The 17,217-nt window shown below is 68.4% G+C and carries 16 protein-coding genes and 1 pseudogene; 8 read left to right on the top strand and 9 right to left on the bottom strand.

Translation table 11 applies throughout. The features are described 5' to 3' along the window. The first annotated feature begins 39 nt into the window (after window positions 1-39). From QNO10_RS05640 to fabF, 7 genes are all read left to right on the top strand, one after another. Complete coding sequence (locus QNO10_RS05640; RefSeq protein ID WP_229948870.1) at window positions 40-1,260, top strand: CaiB/BaiF CoA transferase family protein; 1,221 nt, start codon at window positions 40-42, stop codon at window positions 1,258-1,260. Further along, window positions 1,257-2,768, top strand: a complete 1,512-nt coding sequence (locus QNO10_RS05635) for a carboxyl transferase domain-containing protein (RefSeq protein ID WP_229948874.1) — start codon at window positions 1,257-1,259, stop codon at window positions 2,766-2,768. Before QNO10_RS05640 ends, QNO10_RS05635 begins: the two co-directional genes overlap by 4 nt. 108 nt (window positions 2,769-2,876) lie before the next feature. Continuing rightward, the gene (locus tag QNO10_RS05630) at window positions 2,877-4,100 is read left to right on the top strand and encodes a PucR family transcriptional regulator (RefSeq protein WP_229948877.1); all 1,224 of its coding nucleotides are present in this window, start codon (window positions 2,877-2,879) and stop codon (window positions 4,098-4,100) included. A gap of 109 nt (window positions 4,101-4,209) precedes the next feature. Then, the gene (locus QNO10_RS05625; protein ID WP_229948879.1) at window positions 4,210-5,163 is read left to right on the top strand and encodes an ACP S-malonyltransferase; all 954 of its coding nucleotides are present in this window, start codon (window positions 4,210-4,212) and stop codon (window positions 5,161-5,163) included. After that, on the top strand, window positions 5,160-6,221 hold the full coding sequence (locus tag QNO10_RS05620; RefSeq protein WP_229948882.1) for a beta-ketoacyl-ACP synthase III: 1,062 nt from the start codon (window positions 5,160-5,162) through the stop codon (window positions 6,219-6,221). The genes QNO10_RS05625 and QNO10_RS05620 overlap by 4 nt, the downstream gene beginning before the upstream one ends. Before the next feature lie 114 nt (window positions 6,222-6,335). Then, window positions 6,336-6,581, top strand: coding sequence for an acyl carrier protein (locus QNO10_RS05615; RefSeq protein ID WP_055240832.1), 246 nt, complete (start codon window positions 6,336-6,338; stop codon window positions 6,579-6,581). A 79-nt stretch (window positions 6,582-6,660) separates the two neighbouring features. Then, entirely contained in the window at window positions 6,661-7,899 is a 1,239-nt protein-coding gene (gene fabF / locus QNO10_RS05610) for a beta-ketoacyl-ACP synthase II (protein WP_229948885.1), read from the top strand. 93 nt (window positions 7,900-7,992) lie between these two features. On the opposite strand, the gene QNO10_RS05605 is transcribed toward fabF, so the two are convergent. The 5 genes from QNO10_RS05605 to QNO10_RS05585 form a co-directional block, all read right to left on the bottom strand. Then, the gene (locus QNO10_RS05605; RefSeq protein WP_229948957.1) at window positions 7,993-8,496 is read right to left on the bottom strand and encodes a DUF3145 domain-containing protein; all 504 of its coding nucleotides are present in this window, start codon (window positions 8,494-8,496) and stop codon (window positions 7,993-7,995) included. 171 nt (window positions 8,497-8,667) lie between these two features. Then, a complete protein-coding gene (locus QNO10_RS05600) occupies window positions 8,668-9,612 on the bottom strand; it encodes a tyrosine recombinase XerC (protein WP_229948959.1) in 945 nt (314 codons plus the stop codon). 80 nt (window positions 9,613-9,692) lie between these two features. Continuing rightward, window positions 9,693-10,238, bottom strand: a complete 546-nt coding sequence (locus tag QNO10_RS05595) for a methylated-DNA--[protein]-cysteine S-methyltransferase (RefSeq protein ID WP_229948961.1) — start codon at window positions 10,236-10,238, stop codon at window positions 9,693-9,695. 48 nt (window positions 10,239-10,286) lie between these two features. Then, complete coding sequence (gene dprA / locus QNO10_RS05590) at window positions 10,287-11,528, bottom strand: DNA-processing protein DprA (RefSeq protein WP_229948963.1); 1,242 nt, start codon at window positions 11,526-11,528, stop codon at window positions 10,287-10,289. Continuing rightward, window positions 11,525-13,072, bottom strand: a complete 1,548-nt coding sequence (locus QNO10_RS05585; RefSeq protein WP_229948965.1) for a YifB family Mg chelatase-like AAA ATPase — start codon at window positions 13,070-13,072, stop codon at window positions 11,525-11,527. Before QNO10_RS05585 ends, dprA begins: the two co-directional genes overlap by 4 nt. A 323-nt stretch (window positions 13,073-13,395) precedes the next feature. Here QNO10_RS05585 and QNO10_RS05580 point away from each other — a divergent pair, with 323 nt between their 5' ends. Next, window positions 13,396-14,232: a hypothetical protein gene (locus QNO10_RS05580; RefSeq protein ID WP_229948967.1), complete on the top strand. Its 837-nt coding sequence runs from the start codon at window positions 13,396-13,398 to the stop codon at window positions 14,230-14,232. Window positions 14,233-14,308: 76 nt separating this feature from the next. On the opposite strand, the gene QNO10_RS05575 is transcribed toward QNO10_RS05580, so the two are convergent. The 4 genes and pseudogenes from QNO10_RS05575 to QNO10_RS05560 all read right to left on the bottom strand — a co-directional run bounded on the left by QNO10_RS05575 (window position 14,309) and on the right by QNO10_RS05560 (window position 17,189). Beyond that, entirely contained in the window at window positions 14,309-14,665 is a 357-nt protein-coding gene (locus QNO10_RS05575) for a YraN family protein (RefSeq protein WP_229948969.1), read from the bottom strand. Between the two features lie 97 nt (window positions 14,666-14,762). Next, window positions 14,763-15,791: a hypothetical protein gene (locus QNO10_RS05570; protein ID WP_229948971.1), complete on the bottom strand. Its 1,029-nt coding sequence runs from the start codon at window positions 15,789-15,791 to the stop codon at window positions 14,763-14,765. Between the two features lie 24 nt (window positions 15,792-15,815). Continuing rightward, window positions 15,816-16,555, bottom strand: a pseudogene (locus QNO10_RS05565) (SDR family oxidoreductase). Window positions 16,556-16,598: 43 nt separating this feature from the next. Continuing rightward, window positions 16,599-17,189 carry a 2'-5' RNA ligase family protein gene (locus QNO10_RS05560; RefSeq protein WP_229948974.1) on the bottom strand — a complete coding sequence of 197 codons (591 nt, stop codon included), beginning with the start codon at window positions 17,187-17,189 and terminating at the stop codon, window positions 16,599-16,601. Window positions 17,190-17,217 lie beyond the last annotated feature (28 nt).

The following is a 17,217-nucleotide window of genomic DNA, read 5'->3' as shown; positions in this document are numbered from 1 at the left end:
CCACGTTCCGCCCGCAAGACTTCAGGAAAAGAGTTACCCATGAGCACCGATTCCACCTCCCGCGGCCCGCTGGACGGCTACCTCGTCGTCGACCTCAGCCGAGCCCTGGCGGGCCCGCACGCCGGCATGATGCTCGCCGACCTCGGGGCACGCGTCATCAAGGTCGAAACCCCCGGCACCGGCGACGACACCCGCAGCTGGGGTCCGCCCTTCGTCGGCCCGGAAGACGACCAGCAGGCGACCTATTTCCTCTCCTGCAACCGGAACAAGGAATCCATCGCCCTGGACCTGAAGTCCGGTGACGGCGTGGAGGTCCTGCAGGACCTGGTCCGGCGGGCGGATGTGCTGGTGGAAAACTTCCGGCCCGGGGTGCTTGACCGGCTGGGCTTCTCCCCCGCCCGGATGCACGAGCTCAATCCCCGGCTCGTCATCCTCTCCATCAGCGGCTTCGGCCACGACGGACCCGAGGCCACCCGCAGCGGCTACGACCAGATCGTCCAGGGCGAGGCCGGACTGATGTCCCTGACCGGCTCAGGTCCGGAGGACCCGCAGCGTGTGGGGGTGCCCATCGCCGACCTGCTCTCGGGCATGTACGGTGCGTTCGGGTTGCTGGCGGCCCTGCTCGAACGCGAGCGCACCGGAAAGGGGCAGGTCGTGCGGACCTCGCTGCTGGCCGCCGTCGTCGGTGTCCATGCCTTCCAGGGCACCCGCCACACGGTCGCGGGCGAAGTCCCCGCGGCGCAGGGCAACCACCATCCGTCCATTGCCCCCTACGGGCTCTTCTCCTGCCGGGGCGGCAAGGTGCAGATCAGTGTCGGCAGCGAGAAGCTCTGGGAGACCTTCGCCGCGACGTTCGGCATTGACACCTCCCGCCCCGAGTTCACCGGCAACGCGCAGCGGGTGCGCAACCGGCAGGCCGTGATCGACGCCGTCGAGCAGGCGTTCGCGGACATCGAGGCCGAACCGCTGCTGGAAAAGCTGCGAGCCGCCGGCATTCCCGCCGGCAAGGTACGCACCCTGGACGAAGTGTACGACTGGGAACAGGTCCACTCACAGGGACTGGTGGTCGACGTCGACCACCCCGTCCTCGGCAAGGTCTCCCTGCCGGGGCCGCCGCTGCGCTTTTTCGATGCCGCCGAGGGCACTGAAACCACCCATCGTGTCCACACCGCCCCGCCGCTGCTCGACCAGCACGGCAGCGGGATCCGCAGCTGGCTCTCCGACAGCGGATCCGCAGCCCCAGCAGGAACCGAAGCATGAGCGTGCAGGCGCCGCGCCGGCGGCTGGATGCCCGGGGACTGCTGGACCTGGTGGTGGACCCTGGTTCCTTCCGCTCCTGGGATACCCCGGTGGTTTACACCGAGCACAACGCGGCCTATGAACGGGACCTCGTGGCGGCGCGGCAGAAAACCGGCGAAGACGAATCGGTGCTCACCGGTGAAGGCCTCGTACAGGGGCGTCGCGTTGCCCTGGTCGTCTGCGAGTTCGGATTCCTGGGCGGCTCCATCGGCGTTGCCGCCGCTGACCGCCTGACGGCTGCCGTCGAGCGCGCCACCCGTGAAGGACTGCCCCTCCTCGCCGGACCCGCTTCCGGCGGCACCCGGATGCAGGAAGGCACCCTGGCGTTCCTGTCGATGGTCAAGATCACCGCCGCCGTGCGCCGGCACAAGGAAGCGGGCCTGCCCTACCTGGTCTATCTGCGCCATCCCACCACCGGCGGCGTGATGGCGTCCTGGGGATCGCTGGGACATATCACCGTGGCCGAACCCGGGGCGCTGCTCGGCTTCCTGGGCCCGCGGGTCTACCAGGCCCTCTATGGCGAGCCGTTCCCCGAAGGCGTGCAGACCGCCGAAAACCTGCAGGCGCGCGGACTGGTGGATGCGGTGCTGCCCCCGGAGGAACTCGCCGGCACCGTGCACCGCGCCCTGGCCATGCTGCTGCCCGGCCCGGCAGCCCCCGTCCCCGCTCCCGCGTCGCTGGAGAGCAGTCCGCAGCGCGTCCCGGCCTGGGAGTCCATCAGCATTTCGCGCAACCGGCACCGCCCCGGAGTCCGCCAGCTGCTGCATTTCGGTGCCGGCGACGTCCTGCCGCTGAACGGCACCGGGCAGGGCGAAAAAGACCCTGGCCTGCTGCTGGCCCTGGCCCGCTTCGGCGGGACATCCTGCGTTGTGCTGGGCCACGACCGGCAGCGCGGAACACAGCAGCCGGCACTGGGACCGGCTTCCCTGCGGGAGGCGCGCCGCGGCATGCGGCTCGCCGAAGAGCTGAACCTTCCGCTGCTGACCGTCATCGACACCGCCGGCGCTGCCCTGTCGAAGGAAGCTGAAGAGGGCGGCCTGGCCGGAGAAATCGCCCGGTGCCTCAACGACCTCGTCGGCCTGGACTGCCCCACGGTCTCCGTGCTGCTGGGTCAGGGTGCCGGCGGCGGGGCACTGGCCCTGCTGCCCGCAGACCGCACCGTTGCGGCCCAGCATGCCTGGCTCTCCTCACTGCCTCCCGAGGGGGCCAGCGCCATTGTCCACCGGGACACACTGCACGGCGCGGAGATGGCCGAGGCCCAGGGCGTGACGGTTTCCGCGCTGGCCGAGCACGGGATTGTTGACCATACCGTTGCCGAACTGCCCGACGCCGCCGCCGAGGCACCCGCCTTCTGCCGGCGCCTGGCCCTGGCCGTGGAATACGAACTGGCGTCACTGCGGACCGTCCCTGCGTCGGAACGGCTGGAGCGGCGGACGGCGAGGTTCCGCCGGCTGGGGTCTGCGCTGTAGTGGAAACGGCACGGCGGCGGATGTCGGCGGCCGAAGCTGGACGCCTAGCCAACTTGTAGCCTTCACACAAAATGGCGGTTCACCGGTGCAGGCCGTAAGCTCGCCTGTATGCCAGTGCGTCCCACTACGTCCGCTGCCTCGGCCCCGCCGGAAGCAGACCAACCCACGGTCGAGCGCCTGAAGGCGAATATCGGCAAGCTTTCCACCGCCACCCTGCAGCAGCTTGACATTTCCCTGCCCTGGTACCGGGGGCTGCGCCCGGACGAACGCTCCGCGCTGGGAATGGTCGCGCAGAAGGGCATCGCGTCCTTCGTGAACTGGTACCAGCGTCCTGCCTCGCCGGCCTGGGTCCTCAGCGACGTTTTCGGCACCGCCCCGACCGAGCTCACCCGCTCGATCAGCCTGCAGAAAGCACTGCAGCTGATCCGTGTCGTGGTCCAGGTGGTGGAGGACCGGGTACCGGAACTGGCCGGAAACGAGGTCCAGTCGAAGCTGCGTGAAGCGGTGCTGCGGTACTCGCGTGAGGTGGCCTTCGCCGCTGCCGACGTGTACGCCCGCGCTGCCGAAACCCGCGGCGCCTGGGACACCCGGCTCGAAGCCCTCGTCGTGGATGCCATCCTGCGCGGCGAAAGCTCGGATGCGCTGCGCTCCCGGATCGCCGCCGTCGGCTGGACCTCCGCGGCGCCGGTCACCGTCATGGTGGGCGGCTCCCCCGCCGAGGCCAATGCAACCTTCGTCAATGAACTGCGCCGCGCCACCGGCCGGCTGGCAGAAGACACCCTCGTGGGCATCCAGGGCGAACGACTGATCCTGGTCCTTGGCGGGCTGGAGGACAAGGCCTTCTCCTACACCCGCCTGTCCGAACTCTTCGGCCCCGGCCCGGTGGTCTACGGCCCGCCCGCACCGTCCCTCGTCGAAGCCGGCCCGGCGGCTCAGGCAGCATTCGCCGGACTTACCGCGGCCCGCGCCTGGCCTGCCGCTCCCCGCCCGGTGGCCGCGGATGACCTCTGGCCCGAACGCGTGATGTCCGGCGACGACACTGCACGCCGCGCCCTGGTACAGAGCATCTACACCCCCCTGCTGGGTGCCTCGAACGGCCTGGCCGAAACCCTCAGCGCGTACCTTTCCCTGGGACACTCGCTGGAAGCCACCGCACGCGAACTCTTTGTGCACGCCAACACCGTGCGGTACCGGCTGCGCCGCGTCTGCGACGTGACCGGCTGGGACCCCATGCTGCCGCGGGAAGCCTTCGTCCTGCAGACCGCACTGGTGGTTGGACGCCTCGCCCCCGCGGGAAAGGCGGCCCCGGAGAAGCCCGCCACCCGCCTCTGAACCCTGCCCAAGCACCTCCCCCGGCTTGTAGACTTCCTACAAAGGCGTCCGGGGAGCTTGGTCTACGCAAACACCCGGTCCCGCTCCCTATGTTTGGAAAGCTGTATACGTGCTTGCAATTGTCTGCCCCGGCCAGGGGTCCCAAACGCCAGGATTCCTTGCGCCGTGGCTGGAACTGCCCGGCGTGCGGGATCACCTCTCCGCGCTCAGCGACGTCGCCGGTCTTGACCTGATCGCGCACGGAACGGTCTCCGACGAAGAGACCATCAAAGACACCGCCGTCGCCCAGCCCCTGATCGTTGCCGCCGGCCTGATGGCCGCACGGCTGCTGCTGGATCCCGCGGCGCTGACCGCATCCACAGTCCTGGCCGGCCACTCCGTCGGTGAGATCACGGCGTCGGCCATTGCCGGTGCGCTGCCGGAAAAGGACGCCCTGGTCTTCGTGCGTGAACGCGCCAACGCCATGGCCCGGGCCGCGGCTGTCGAGCCCACCGGCATGAGCGCCATCCTCGGCGGGGACCCCGACGACGTCGCCGCCGTCCTGGAAGCCGCAGGACTCACCGCGGCCAACGCCAACGGCGGCGGACAGACCGTGGCCGCCGGAACGCACAACCAGCTCGAAGTCCTCACCGCCGCTCCGCCCGCCAAAGCGCGGGTGATTCCGCTGAAGGTCGCCGGTGCCTTCCACACCGTCCACATGGCCCCGGCCGTGACGGTCCTGGAAAACCTGCGCCCCTCCCTCTCACCGCAGGCACCCCTCGCCACCCTCCTGTCCAACCGCGACGGAGCGGCCGTAGTGTCCGGGGACGCAAATCTGGACAGCCTCATCGCCCAGGTGTCCCGGCCGGTACGGTGGGACCTGTGCATGGAAAACATGCTGGCCATGGGCGTGACCGGACTGCTGGAACTGCCCCCCGCAGGAACCCTCACCGGCCTCGCCCGCCGCGGCATGAAGGGCGTTCCAACCCTGGCCCTGAAATCCCCAGAAGATCTAGACGCTGCCCGGGAGTTCATCCGTGAGCATTCCGGAACGGCAGCACCAACCGGAGAAGGTAACGCGTGAGCACGCCCACCCTGAAGCAGTCCCCCGTCAACGAATTCAGCCGGATTCTCGGCATCGGCGCGTTCCGTCCCGATGTCATTGTCAGCAACGACGACGTCTGCCAGTGGATCGATTCCTCCGATGAGTGGATCCGCCAGCGCACCGGCATCGTGACCCGGCACCGTGCGGACAAGGGCACGTCCGTGGTGGACATGGCCGAGGCCGCCGGCCACGAGGCGCTGAAAAACGCCGGCATCGAGGGTTCACAGCTGGGCGCGGTCATTGTCTCCACAGTGACCCACCCCTACGCGACGCCGTCCGCCGCCACCCAGATCACCGAGCGCCTCGGCGCCACCCCGGCCCCGGCCTACGACGTTTCGGCCGCCTGCGCCGGGTACTGCTACGGCGTTGCCCAGGCCGACGCGCTGGTCCGCTCCGGCGCCGCCACCTATGTGCTGGTCATCGGTGTGGAGAAGCTTTCCGACTTCATCGACAACACCGAGCGCACCATTTCCTTCCTGCTCGGCGACGGCGCCGGCGCCGTCGTCGTCGGCCCCTCCGACACCCCGGGCATCGCCCCGTCGGTCTGGGGCTCGGACGGCAGCAAGTCCGGCGCGATCGGCATGACCCACTCGATGCTGGACGTCCGCGAGCTTTCCCTCGCGGCGGAGGCCGACGGCGGCATGACCCCCGCAGACCTCGCCACCCGGGAGACCAAGCTCTGGCCCACCCTGCGCCAGGACGGCCAGACCGTCTTCCGCTGGGCCGTCTGGGAAATGGCCAAGGCCGCCCAGCAGGCACTCGACGCCGCCGGGATCACCGCGGAGGATCTTTCCGCCTTTGTGCCGCACCAGGCGAACATGCGCATCATCGACGAAATGGCCAAGCAGCTGAAGCTGCCAGAATCCGTCGTTATTGCCCGTGACATCGCCGATGCCGGAAACACGTCCGCGGCTTCCATCCCGCTGGCCACCTACCGCCTGCTGAAGGAAAACCCCGAACTGAGCGGCAAGCTGTCGCTGCAGATCGGCTTCGGCGCCGGGCTCGTCTTCGGCGCTCAGGTAGTAGTCCTCCCCTAGCCGCACCACCCGCTGCACCGGTCCCGGACCGTTCAGCCCCCAAAAACCACACCGCTTCGGCGGTTGGAACACCGAACCGGTCCCGTACCGGCACTACGAGAAGAAGGAGCCACCATGGCTAGCAACGAAGAAATCCTGGCCGGCCTCGCCGAGATCGTCAATGAAGAGACCGGTCTGGCCCCCGAGGCCGTCGAGCTGGACAAGTCCTTCACCGATGACCTGGACATCGACTCCATCTCCATGATGACCATCGTCGTCAACGCCGAAGAGAAGTTCGGCGTGCGTATCCCGGACGAAGAGGTCAAGAACCTGAAGACCGTCGGCGACGCCGTCGACTTCATCTCCAACGCCCAGGCTTAACCCCATGGCGGCCGCCGTCCGCGGCGGCCGCCCGGCGCCGCCGGCACCAGCACCAGCAACTGCTTCAAGAGAGTGAATCATGGCCCGCAAAGTAGTCATCACAGGCCTTGGCGCGACCACGCCCATCGGCGGGGACGTTCCCACCATGTGGAAGAACGCACTGCAGGGTGTCTCCGGTGCCCGCACACTGGAAGATGAATGGGTGGAGAAGTACTCCCTGCCCGTCACCTTCGCCGCGCGGGCCTCCACGCCCGCCTCGGAGGTCCTTGCCCGCGTCGAAGCCAAGCGGATGGACCCCTCCACCCAGTTCGCCGTCGTCGCAGCCCGCGAGGCATGGGCCGATTCCGGCCTGACGGAGGATATTGACCACGACCGGCTTGCCGTGTCCTTCGCCACCGGCATTGGCGGCATCTGGACCCTGCTCGACGCGTGGGACACCCTGCGCGAGAAGGGTCCGCGGCGTGTCTTGCCCATGACCGTACCGATGCTGATGCCCAACGGCCCGTCGGCTGCCGTCAGCCTCGACCTGGGTGCCCGTGCCGGCGCCCACACCCCGGTTTCCGCCTGCGCATCCGGTACCGAAGCACTGCATCAGGGCCTGGACATGATCCGCTCCGGCAAGGCCGACATCGTAGTCGCCGGCGGCGCGGAAGCCTGCATCCATCCGATGCCCCTGGCATCCTTTGCTTCCATGCAGGCACTGTCCAAGCGCAACGACGATCCCGCCCGTGCCTCCCGGCCGTACGACCGCGACCGCGACGGGTTCGTTATGGGCGAAGGTGCCGGTGCTCTGGTCCTCGAAAGCGAAGAGCACGCCCTGGCCCGCGGCGCCCGGATCTACGCTGAACTCGCCGGCACCGCAGTCACCGCCGACGCGTACCACATCACCGCACCGGACCCCGAAGGCCTTGGCGCCACCCGGGCACTGAAGTCCGCTCTCTATGATGCGCGTGCCCAGGCCGAGGACGTTGTGCACGTCAATGCGCACGCCACCTCCACCCCCGTGGGAGATAAGCCCGAATACACGGCGTTGAAGGCGGCCCTTGGCAGCGCGCTCGACGGCGTGGCCGTGTCCGCGACGAAGTCACAGATGGGCCACCTCCTGGGTGCCTCCGGTGCAGTCGAGGCAGTGCTCACGGCCTTGGCGGTTTACGAGCGCCAGGCCCCGGCCACCATCAACCTGGAGAACCAGGATCCGGAGATCCCGCTTGATGTGGTGACCTCGAGCCGCCAGCTCCGTGGCGGCGACATCGTCGCGCTGAGCAACTCCTTCGGCTTCGGCGGCCACAACGCCGTTGCCGTGCTGCGCAGCCACTGACCGTTTCCCACACGAAACAGGCGTCCGGTCCCCGCGGGGCCCGGACGCCTGTTTGTTTTTGCTATGGGTTGTGGGACTACCGGCCTAATGCAGCTAGCCGACCTGATGCAGCCAGCGCACCGGCGCGCCGTCGGCGGCGTGGCGGAACGGCTCGAGTTCCTCGTCCCAGGCCTCGCCCAGGGCGAGGGACAGCTCATGGTAGACGGCGGAGGGATCCCCGGCACCGCTCTCATAGGCGTACCGGATACGGTCCTCGGAGATCATGATGTTGCCGTGCACATCGGTGGCGGCGTGGAAGATGCCCAGCTCGGGGGTGTGCGCCCAGCGGCTGCCGTCGGCGCCGGCGCTCTGTTCCTCCGTTACCTCGTAGCGGAGGTGCGCCCAGCCACGCAGGGCGGACGCGAGCAGGGAACCGGTGCCCTGCGGCCCGGTCCAGGCAATCTCGGCCCGGACCATTCCGGGCGCCGCCGGCTGAGGGGTCCACTGAAGATCCGTTCGCTTTTCCACGACGGATCCGATGGCCCACTCAATATGAGGGCACAACGCGGAAGGGGCTGAGTGCACAAACAGTACGCCGCGCGCCATCACAACAGACATTCCATCCTCCATAGCTGTAGGTACGTCTTCCCCAACGACCTGCTGCTGTATGGACGGATATTGTGCCAGGTGTCCGCTGTCCATCATTGTGCCGTAAGTTACGTCTATGTGCCAATGTATCGTTTGGTGCCCCCGCGCAAGGTGAGCAGAGTGCGCGTGTCGACCGCGCGCTCAGGCCCGCGGATGGGCCTGGCTGTAGCTCTGCCGGAGCCGGTCCACGGAGACGTGGGTGTACAGCTGGGTGGTGGCCAGGGACGAGTGGCCCAGGATTTCCTGCACCGCGCGCAGGTCCGCTCCGCCGTCCAGCAGGTGGGTTGCTGCAGAGTGGCGCAGCGCATGTGGCCCCGACGCGGAGGTGTCCGGCATGTCCGCCAGGAGACCGGCGACGACGCTGCGGACCTGGCGCTGGTCGACGCGTCCGCCGCGCTTGCCCAGGAAAAGTGCCGGACCGCTTTCTCCGGTGGCCAGAGCGGGCCGGCCCCGGCGCAGCCAATCGTCCACCGCAAGCGCCGCCGGCAGGCCGTAGGGGACGGTGCGCTCCTTATTACCCTTGCCCAGCACCGTGAGGGTCCTGCGGTCGGGATCGAGGTCATCCACGTCCAGGCCTGCCAGTTCCCCCACCCGGGTGCCGGTGGCGTAGAGCAGTTCGACCATTGCACGGTCCCGCAGGGCCAGCGGATCCCCTTCTGCAGCGGCGGTCTTCAGGGTTTCGAAGAGGTCGTCCAGCTGGCTGCTGCGCAGCACTCCGGGCAGGGTCTTTTCCTTCTTGGGTGCCCGGAGCCGCAGGGCCGGATTCTCATGAATCAGTTCCTCGCGCAGCGCCCAGTTGGCGAAGCTGCGGGCGGTGGCGGCACGGCGGGCCAGGGTGGAGCGGGCCTGTCCGGCGGCGCTGAGCTCCCCCAACCAGCCGCGCAGGATCCCCAGGTCCAGTTCCTTCAGCGAGCCCGCTCCGGTGCCGAGCGCGTAATCGAGCAGTTTCGCCACGTCCGACTCGTAGGCCCGGACGGTATGTTCGGACCTACCGCGCTCCGCCGTGAGGTAGCGGCAAAAGCCTTCCAGCGCGGCATGGAACTCCGCTGGCCATGCCGTGCTCCCTGCTGTTCCCTTTGACGTCACCTCCTCACTGTTCTCTCTTTGCCCCTGCCGTTCAAGCAGGCACGCGGTGGAGGGCCGGACACTCGGCCCGTCGCTGCGGTTCAAGCGGACCTGGAGGTTTCCGCCGAGGCGGTAACCGCCTGCCCACAGCTGCGGCGCAGGTGCTCGGTCTGTGGTGCCTGTTCCAGTTCCAGCAGGTACCGCTTGGCGTCCACACCGCCGGAGTAACCCGTCAGTGCTCCGCGGGAGCCCACGACGCGGTGCGTGGGGACCACCAGGTTCAGCGGGTTGCGGGCCAGGGCCGCACCGACGCTTCGGGCCTTGGCTGCGTCGCCCAGAAGCACCGCCAGCTGCTTGTAGCTGGCCGTCCGGCCGTACCCGATGCCCGCAACCTGCTCCCATACCTTTTGTTGGAACTCGGTGCCCTCGGGACTGGTTGCCACGGTGAAGCAGCACCGCCGGCCCTCGAAGTACTCACTCAACTGACGTTCAACGTCCTCGAATCCGTCCTCCACTGCGATGCCGTACGGCGTGCCTGCACCTGCGGGTGCCGGCGGCGGTCCCAGCCGGACTGCGCTCAGGGCGCCCTCCGAGCTGACTAGGGTGAGCACGCCGAGGGGTGAGGTGACAATCTTGTGCATGATCATGGTGTTTCCCTTCCTGGGTGATGGTGGGGTGGAGCGATGGTGCTGCTTCTAGCGCCGGGACCGACGCCAGAGATCCGCTTCGGAACGCACGGCGAGTCCTTCCAGCTCCAGCCGGGCGAGCCCCGCACGCACTCCCGGCGGAGACAGTCCCGCGACGGACGCGAGTTTGTCCACGGTCGTTCCGTTCCGCACCGGGAGCGCATCCAGCAGGAGCAGGTCCTGCACGGCCAGCCCGTCATGGTCGGACCGCTTCTCCCCGCTCGCGCCCCCGCGTCCGCCGCCTTCACGTCCGCCGGAGTCCCCCGGCGCATCCCCCGCAGCTGCACCCGAGCCGAACGGTCCGGCCAGTTCGGCAACTTCCCCGGCATCGGTCACACAGACGGCACTGCCGTCCCGGAGCAGCCGGTGGCAGCCGGCGGAGTTGGCCGAATAGACGGACCCGGGCACGGCACCTACCTCGCGGCCCAGGCCGGCGGCGTGATGCGCGGTGTTGAGCGCTCCGGAGCGCCAGCGCGCCTCCACCACCACGGTGACAGCGCTCAGTGCGGCGATGATCCGGTTCCGTTGGAGAAACCGCCACCGGGTGGGGGCCGATCCGGGCGGTACCTCGGACAGCAGCACCCCTCGGGATGCCACTGCACGCAGCAGGTCTTCGTTGCCGGCCGGGTAGAACCGGTCCGCTCCGCCGGCCATCACGGCGATGGTTGCAGCAGTGCCGGCGGGAGCGGAGGCCAGGGCCGAACGGTGCGCCTGCGCGTCGATTCCGTAAGCACCTCCGGAGACGACGGTGAATCCGCGGTTGGCAAGCCCCGCGGAAATATCTCCGGCTATGGAAAGCCCGTACCCGGTCGCATCCCGGGATCCAACCACCGCGACGGTGCGGCCGAGCGCCGGCAGTCCCCGGTCAAGGGTTCCCCGGACCCATAGGCAGAGCGGCATCCCCAGCTCCAGATGCAGCAGGGCTTCCGGCCACCGGGGATCCTCCGGCACGAGGAGTTCCCCGCCCAGCCGGCGGATCGTCTCCAGGTCCCGGTCCGGCGCGAGATCCGCGACCCGCGGCTTCCACCGTTGGAGCCCCTCTGCCAGCGCGTCACCTTGCCCGCTGCCGCCCGAGGACGCGTGCGTGGCAATTTCGGCCCGCACTCCACCAGGTGCCGTCGACCTGCCGGTGGCGATCTGCAGGGCATGGACTGGACCGGTGGCGGCCACCAGGGCGAGGCCTGCCATGTCCGAGGGTTCGAACAGTCGCGACAGAGCCGCCCGCGCGGTCAGCACCTCTTCGATACTCATGCCGCCGCGTCCTGCCGCCGGAACGCGAGGGCCTGGCCGACGTCGTCGGCATCCGGCGTCCCGTGCCCGACCAGATCCGCGATGGTCCAGGCCACACGCAATACCCGGTCATAGCCGCGTGCGGTCAGCAGTTGGCGTTCCATCGCCCGGTCCAGTGCCGCGGTCGCGACGGCCGGGGGACGCAGGGTGTCCCGCAGCAGGGTGCCGGGGACTTCGGCATTTGTTTCCGCGCCCAGCGGCCGGAGCCGGTCCCGCTGCAGCTTCCGCGCCTCCCGCACCCGCGCTGCCACCGCGGAACTCGCCTCTGCGGACTCTTGGGCAAAATAATCGCCCAGTGAAACCCGCTGGACCGAGAGCTGCAGATCGACGCGGTCCAGCAGCGGGCCGGAGAGCCGGCTGAAATACCGGCGCCGCTGGGTGGCGGTGCAGGTGCACTCAATCCCCTTCCCTGTCGCCAGGCCGCAGGGGCACGGGTTCGCCGCCAGGACCAGCTGGAAGCGCGCCGGGTACACGGCTGTTCCCGCCGCCCGGTGCAGCACCAGCCTTCCGCTTTCCAGGGGCTGGCGCAGCCCGTCCAGGACCCGCCGCTCGTACTCGGGTGCTTCGTCGAGGAAGAGCACACCACGGTGTGCGCGGGAAGCGGCACCGGGACGGGGTATGCCCGCGCCGCCGCCGATCACCGCCGCGGTGGAGGCAGTGTGGTGCGGGCTTTCGAACGGCGGCCTGCGGAGCAGCTGACGGCATGGTCGTCCCTGCCAGGCCAGCGAATGGATGGCGGTGACCTCCATGGCCTGGTCGTCCGGAAGGTCCGGAAGGATGCCGGGCAGCCGTTCCGCCAGCATGGTCTTTCCCGCCCCAGGCGGCCCGGTCATCAGGAGGTGGTGCGCCCCGGCCGCAGCCACCTCCACGGCAAACCGGGCCTCGGGCTGCCCGGCGACGTCGGAGAGGTCAGGAATCCTGATGTCGGACTCGTCTTCATTCTCATCCGTTCCCTCCTCCGTCCTGGCGACTGGTGCCGGAAAGTTCAACTGTTCGGGATCGGCACCAAAATCCGCTGCTACCTCTGCTAGACAGGAATAGCCGCGTACCCGTGCACCGGGAACCAGCGCTGCTTCCTCTGCGTTCTGCGCCGCAACGACAAAGTCCGTGTGTCCGGCAGAGACCGCCGCCATGACCGCCGGCAGGATGCCGCGGATCGGGCGGAGCCTGCTGTCCAGTCCGAGTTCCGCCAGAAAGATGCACCGGCCGGGGCTCCGCAATACCCCGCCGGCGCAGAGGGCGGCGACCGCAATGGCCAGATCAAACCCGGAGCCATGCTTCGGTACGTCCGCCGGCATCAGGTTGACCGTGATCCGGCGCCGGCTCAGCGGCAGCCCGGCGTTCTTTGCCGCGGACTTCACCCGGTCCCGTGCTTCGTTGAGGGAGGCATCGGGCAGCCCCAGCAGGATAAAGGAGGGCAGGGATTGCCCGATATCCGCTTCAACCTCGACGATCCTGCCCTGCAGGCCTACGAGTCCTACGCCGTAGGTGCGTCCGAGTGTCACTGAGCTGCCTCGGCGGCGGTGTCGCCGGAGGTATCTTCGCGGCGAGGAACGGCGCTGCAGCGTGTGTCTTGGGTGTTCATGGCCCGAGCATGTCCGGCCCTCACCGGACGCGTGGCGTCATGGTCTGCGGATGTCGACAACTCCCCGGGCTCCGGGACCTCGTTGCCGGCTGGGGAGGAAAGGACGAGTGGCGGTGGAAACGGACGCTCCCAAAGGGCCCTTACTTTCGACCCGCCGATCCCCGCCGATAGAGATCAGCAGGAAATCAAACATCAGCCCATGGTTTTTCAAGCACTGCGGGCACCTGAACAAGGAAATCCATCATGACCGAAAGCCCGCAGACCCCTCCGAGCCGCGGCAGGAAGACACTGGTCATCGCTGCCCTCGGCGCAGCGGCCGTATGCGTCCTGACCGCCGGCACCTTCGTCGGTGCGAACATCAGCAACGGCCAGACCAACCGGCTCTGCACCGACGCAACCACGTCCGCGGAGAAAACCGCCGAAACCGTCAAGGCCTCCGTCGAGACGGCGGATAAGGCCCGTGAACTGGCAAACGGCGCTGAAGGCTACGACAAACACGACGGCGCAGCGGCCCTGCTGAAGACCATGGACAACGCCACGGCCGGCCTCACCGAGAGCGATCTTGCGGGCGACTGCGACAGCCGCGAAGAGGCCAAGGCACTCCGGGACAGCAGTAAGACGGCCAACGCACAGGCGGGCAAGCTCGATGAAGCCGCCGAGGAGCTGAATGCGGACATCAGCGCTTTCCAGGCGGGGGCGAAGCGTGCAGCCGAGGACAAGGCAGCAGCAGATGCCGCTGAAGCACAGACCCTCGAGGAAGCCGGGAACGCAACGACGGGCGAAGCTGCGGTGGCTGAACAGGCGGCGGCTGCACAGACCGGTGCAGCGCAAGTCCCGGCACCGGCGGCACAGCCCCAGTACGCCGGCGGCGGCACTGCCTATGCTCCGGCTCCGCAGGCTCCCAGCAACTACGCTCCTGCACCTGTCGCACCGGCTCCTTATGTACCGGCTCCTGCCCCAGCTCCCGCACCGGTCAGCGGAGGCAGTGGCACAGGCGGATGGACTCCCCCACCCGCTGGTAGCGGCGGAGGTGGTGGTTGCACCCAAATTGCGGACCATGTCATGTGCAGTGGTCGCTAATCAGCCTACGCATCCCTATAGGAACCCCGGCGTCCCGGCCTAACAGCCCGAGATGCCGGGGTTCTTTGGCTTCCGCCTAGGAAATCCCCCGCAGATGCTCCACGACCGGCGGATTCGTGCCGTCGTCGAGCACCGCCACGGCGTCCACCCGGCGGTGGGTGAAATAGCGGCTGTGAGCCCGCGCCCAGGCGCCGGCCAGCAAATACAGGCGGGCCAGCTTATCCTCGCCAATAGCTTCAAACGGGTGTCCGAAATTCACGGAGGAGCGCGTCTTCACTTCGACCACCACCAGGGTGGCACCGTCCACCGCCACCAGATCGATCTCCCCCTCCGGGCACCGCCAGTTGCGGTCAATGATGCTCAACCCGGCCTCGGTCAGATACTGCGCCGCGAGCTCTTCGCCGCGGTTGCCCAGGATGTCTTTGGCTCTCATGCCCACAACAATGGCCGCCGTCCAACAAGGTCCCACCCCCGGACACCCGGCATGTGGAGAAGCTCCTTTCGCGGTGCAGCAGTGGAGGAACAGCCGCTTAGGTGGACTGCCTCCAGAGGTCGCCCTGCTGGGCGCGGTGCCAGAACTGCCGCGGTCCCGTCTCACGGACCACATCTGACAGCCAGATGGTCCGGTCCGGATCCCACCCGGCAATCACCGACGCCCGCTCAGCGTCGACCTCCAATGCCCGCCCGGCACTGCTGAGGTAGCCCTCGACCGTCAGATGAACGGCGTCCCACTCGTCCGCAACGCCTTCCCAGTCGGGGATCACCCAACGGCCGTCCCGGCCGGTCACGCGGAACCAGTCGTGCCGGCGCGAAGCGGTCACCCCAAGCGGGTGCCTCCTGCACAAGTGGACCCAGTCCTCCGCAGTGTGGATCTCGAAGGTCCGGCCGGTTCCACGGACCGGGATGGTCACAGCACCGTGCCACCCCGGGGCATCCTCCACAAGGCTCAGCCCGGCTGGTATGCATCCCACGGTGCTCAGTAGTCCGGACGGAATCGACCACCAGGAACCGGACCAGTTGGAGCGCACCTCACGCGCCGCCTCCAGAGCCCGGGCCTCGTCCATCCGTATGTTCCGGCTCCACCGCTCCAATGCCTGCCGCAGATCCGATCCCAGCGGCGCCGGGTCGTCCGGCTCCCGCCAGTCGATGGCCCACTGTTCTGTCCGGCGGGGCCGGCCCAGGTGCGGCGCAGCGTCCGCGACCCGCGCGGCCACAGGACCGAGGGCCTCCTGAATAGCCGGAAGTGCCGCGAGCACGTCGACTCCGTCCGGCGGCTGCCAGTACATAGCGGTGAGCACAGTGCTTTCGAGGGCTGCGAAGACCAGTTCGGCATCCACCCGGCTCAGGTCAACGGATACGAGGAGCGCAGCCAGCTCCTGCGGCGAAGGAATGACCCGGGAAGCCCCGGCGCCCGGTCCAAACAGGACCACCGACATTCCTTTTCCGGGGTCGAGCTCGTACCCCAGCTCAAACACGGCTGCCCTGACCCGCGGATCAAGTTCCGACACAAGTTCCAGGCACAGGCGGCGGCCGCGCGGACCGGCGAGAAGTGCGTTCACCGGCCCATCCTCGCACAGGCCGATTTACGCCAGTCCCCCATTCGCATAGAGCACCTGGCCGTTGATCCAGCGGCCCGGCCCGGCAAGGAAGGCAACGGTTTCCGCGATGTCCCCGGGCTGGCCCAGCCGTTGCAGCGGCGGCGCCTCGGCCAGGCGGCGGACGGTGTCCTCGTCCTTGCCATCCAGGAACAGTGCAGTCGCCGTCGGCCCGGGTGCGACCGCATTGACCGTGACGTCGCGGCCGCGCAGTTCGCGCGCCAGGATCAGCGTCATCCCCTCCACAGCCGCCTTACTGGCCACGTAGGCACCGTAGCCGGGTACTGGGTGCGCCGTACCGTGGTGGAAAAGTTAATGATGGCGCCGCCCGGACGGACCCGGCGCGCCGCCTGCTGCGACACCACGAACGTGCCCCGGATATTCGTATGGTGCATCCGGTCCAGGTCCGCGAGGTTCAACTCGGCGATGGGCGCAATGATCATGATTCCGGCGGTATTCACGACGACGTCGATCCCGCCGAATGCTGCCTCGACGGCGTCGAACGCGGCGGCCATATCCACTTCATCCCCCACGTCACCGCCGACGGCGAGGCCCTGCCCGCCCGCCGCCGCCACGTCCGCCACGAGGGACTGGGCTTTGGCACTGTTGCGGGCATAATGCACCCCCACCGAATAACCGTCCGCAGCCAGCCGGCGGACCACCGCCGCGCCGATCCCACCGGATCCTCCGGTGACCAGGGCAACGCGTCCGGCGGTTTCTGTGCTCATGGGAGGCTCCCTCAGTAGATCCGTTGGCAGGACCCTAGCGTTTTCAATCCAGCGGGTACATCACCGGCATCGGTTTCAGGGTCACGGTTTCCAGCGGCAGTGCAGGCAAGGCACCGGAAAACCCCCGTGCCAGGGTGATATGCGGCCGCAGCTGTGAGGCAAACATGAAGTTCGGATCCGAGGCCATAAAGCCCACCGTGTCCGCGACCCCGCAGTCGGCCAGGAAACCGGCCAGGACCGCATACAGCTCCCGGTGCAACGCGGTTATTTCCGGTGACGGCAAATACTCCACCACCAACGTTGTCCCCCGGGCCCCGAAGCCGGCAAGTCCCGCCGGCTCCAGCCGGAAAGAATCCATGGGCAGCAGCTTCTCGGTCCGGGCGATGTACCCGGAGAGCAGTTGCTTGTAGGCAGGCAGCTCAATACCCGTTTGCGCACTGATGATCCGGTACACGTCCAGCACCTTGCCGAAATGGATCAGCGTCAGGTGCAGCTGGTGCCGCGGCACCGGCCGCGCAGGGGCCGACACCGCCTGGCGCAGGGACAGCAGGTGGGCCAGCGAGGCGGCGTCGGGCTGCAGCTGCGCATACAGGCGGAGATTGGAATCGAAACCGGATGAACGGCGTTCGGGCATGGGAAAAGTCTAGGCGGGGCTCCCACGG

Source organism: Arthrobacter sp. zg-Y919 (genome assembly GCF_030142045.1).
Classification (GTDB): Bacteria; Actinomycetota; Actinomycetes; order Actinomycetales; family Micrococcaceae; genus Arthrobacter_B.
This window is presented reverse-complemented; position numbering and strand designations above follow the sequence as displayed.

Bases quoted from the DNA above. Each gene is read 5' to 3' on its own strand.
- dprA (WP_229948963.1), bottom strand. From the start codon at position 11,528: ATGAGTATCGAAGAGGTGCTGACCGCGCGGGCGGCTCTGTCGCGACTG.
- QNO10_RS05615 (WP_055240832.1), top strand. From the start codon at position 6,336: ATGGCTAGCAACGAAGAAATCCTGGCCGGCCTCGCCGAGATCGTCAAT.
- QNO10_RS05580 (WP_229948967.1), top strand. From the start codon at position 13,396: ATGACCGAAAGCCCGCAGACCCCTCCGAGCCGCGGCAGGAAGACACTG.
- QNO10_RS05575 (WP_229948969.1), bottom strand. From the start codon at position 14,665: ATGAGAGCCAAAGACATCCTGGGCAACCGCGGCGAAGAGCTCGCGGCG.
- QNO10_RS05640 (WP_229948870.1), top strand. From the start codon at position 40: ATGAGCACCGATTCCACCTCCCGCGGCCCGCTGGACGGCTACCTCGTC.
- QNO10_RS05630 (WP_229948877.1), top strand. From the start codon at position 2,877: ATGCCAGTGCGTCCCACTACGTCCGCTGCCTCGGCCCCGCCGGAAGCA.
- QNO10_RS05560 (WP_229948974.1), bottom strand. From the start codon at position 17,189: ATGCCCGAACGCCGTTCATCCGGTTTCGATTCCAATCTCCGCCTGTAT.
- QNO10_RS05635 (WP_229948874.1), top strand. From the start codon at position 1,257: ATGAGCGTGCAGGCGCCGCGCCGGCGGCTGGATGCCCGGGGACTGCTG.
- QNO10_RS05605 (WP_229948957.1), bottom strand. From the start codon at position 8,496: ATGTCTGTTGTGATGGCGCGCGGCGTACTGTTTGTGCACTCAGCCCCT.
- QNO10_RS05595 (WP_229948961.1), bottom strand. From the start codon at position 10,238: ATGATCATGCACAAGATTGTCACCTCACCCCTCGGCGTGCTCACCCTA.
- fabF (WP_229948885.1), top strand. From the start codon at position 6,661: ATGGCCCGCAAAGTAGTCATCACAGGCCTTGGCGCGACCACGCCCATC.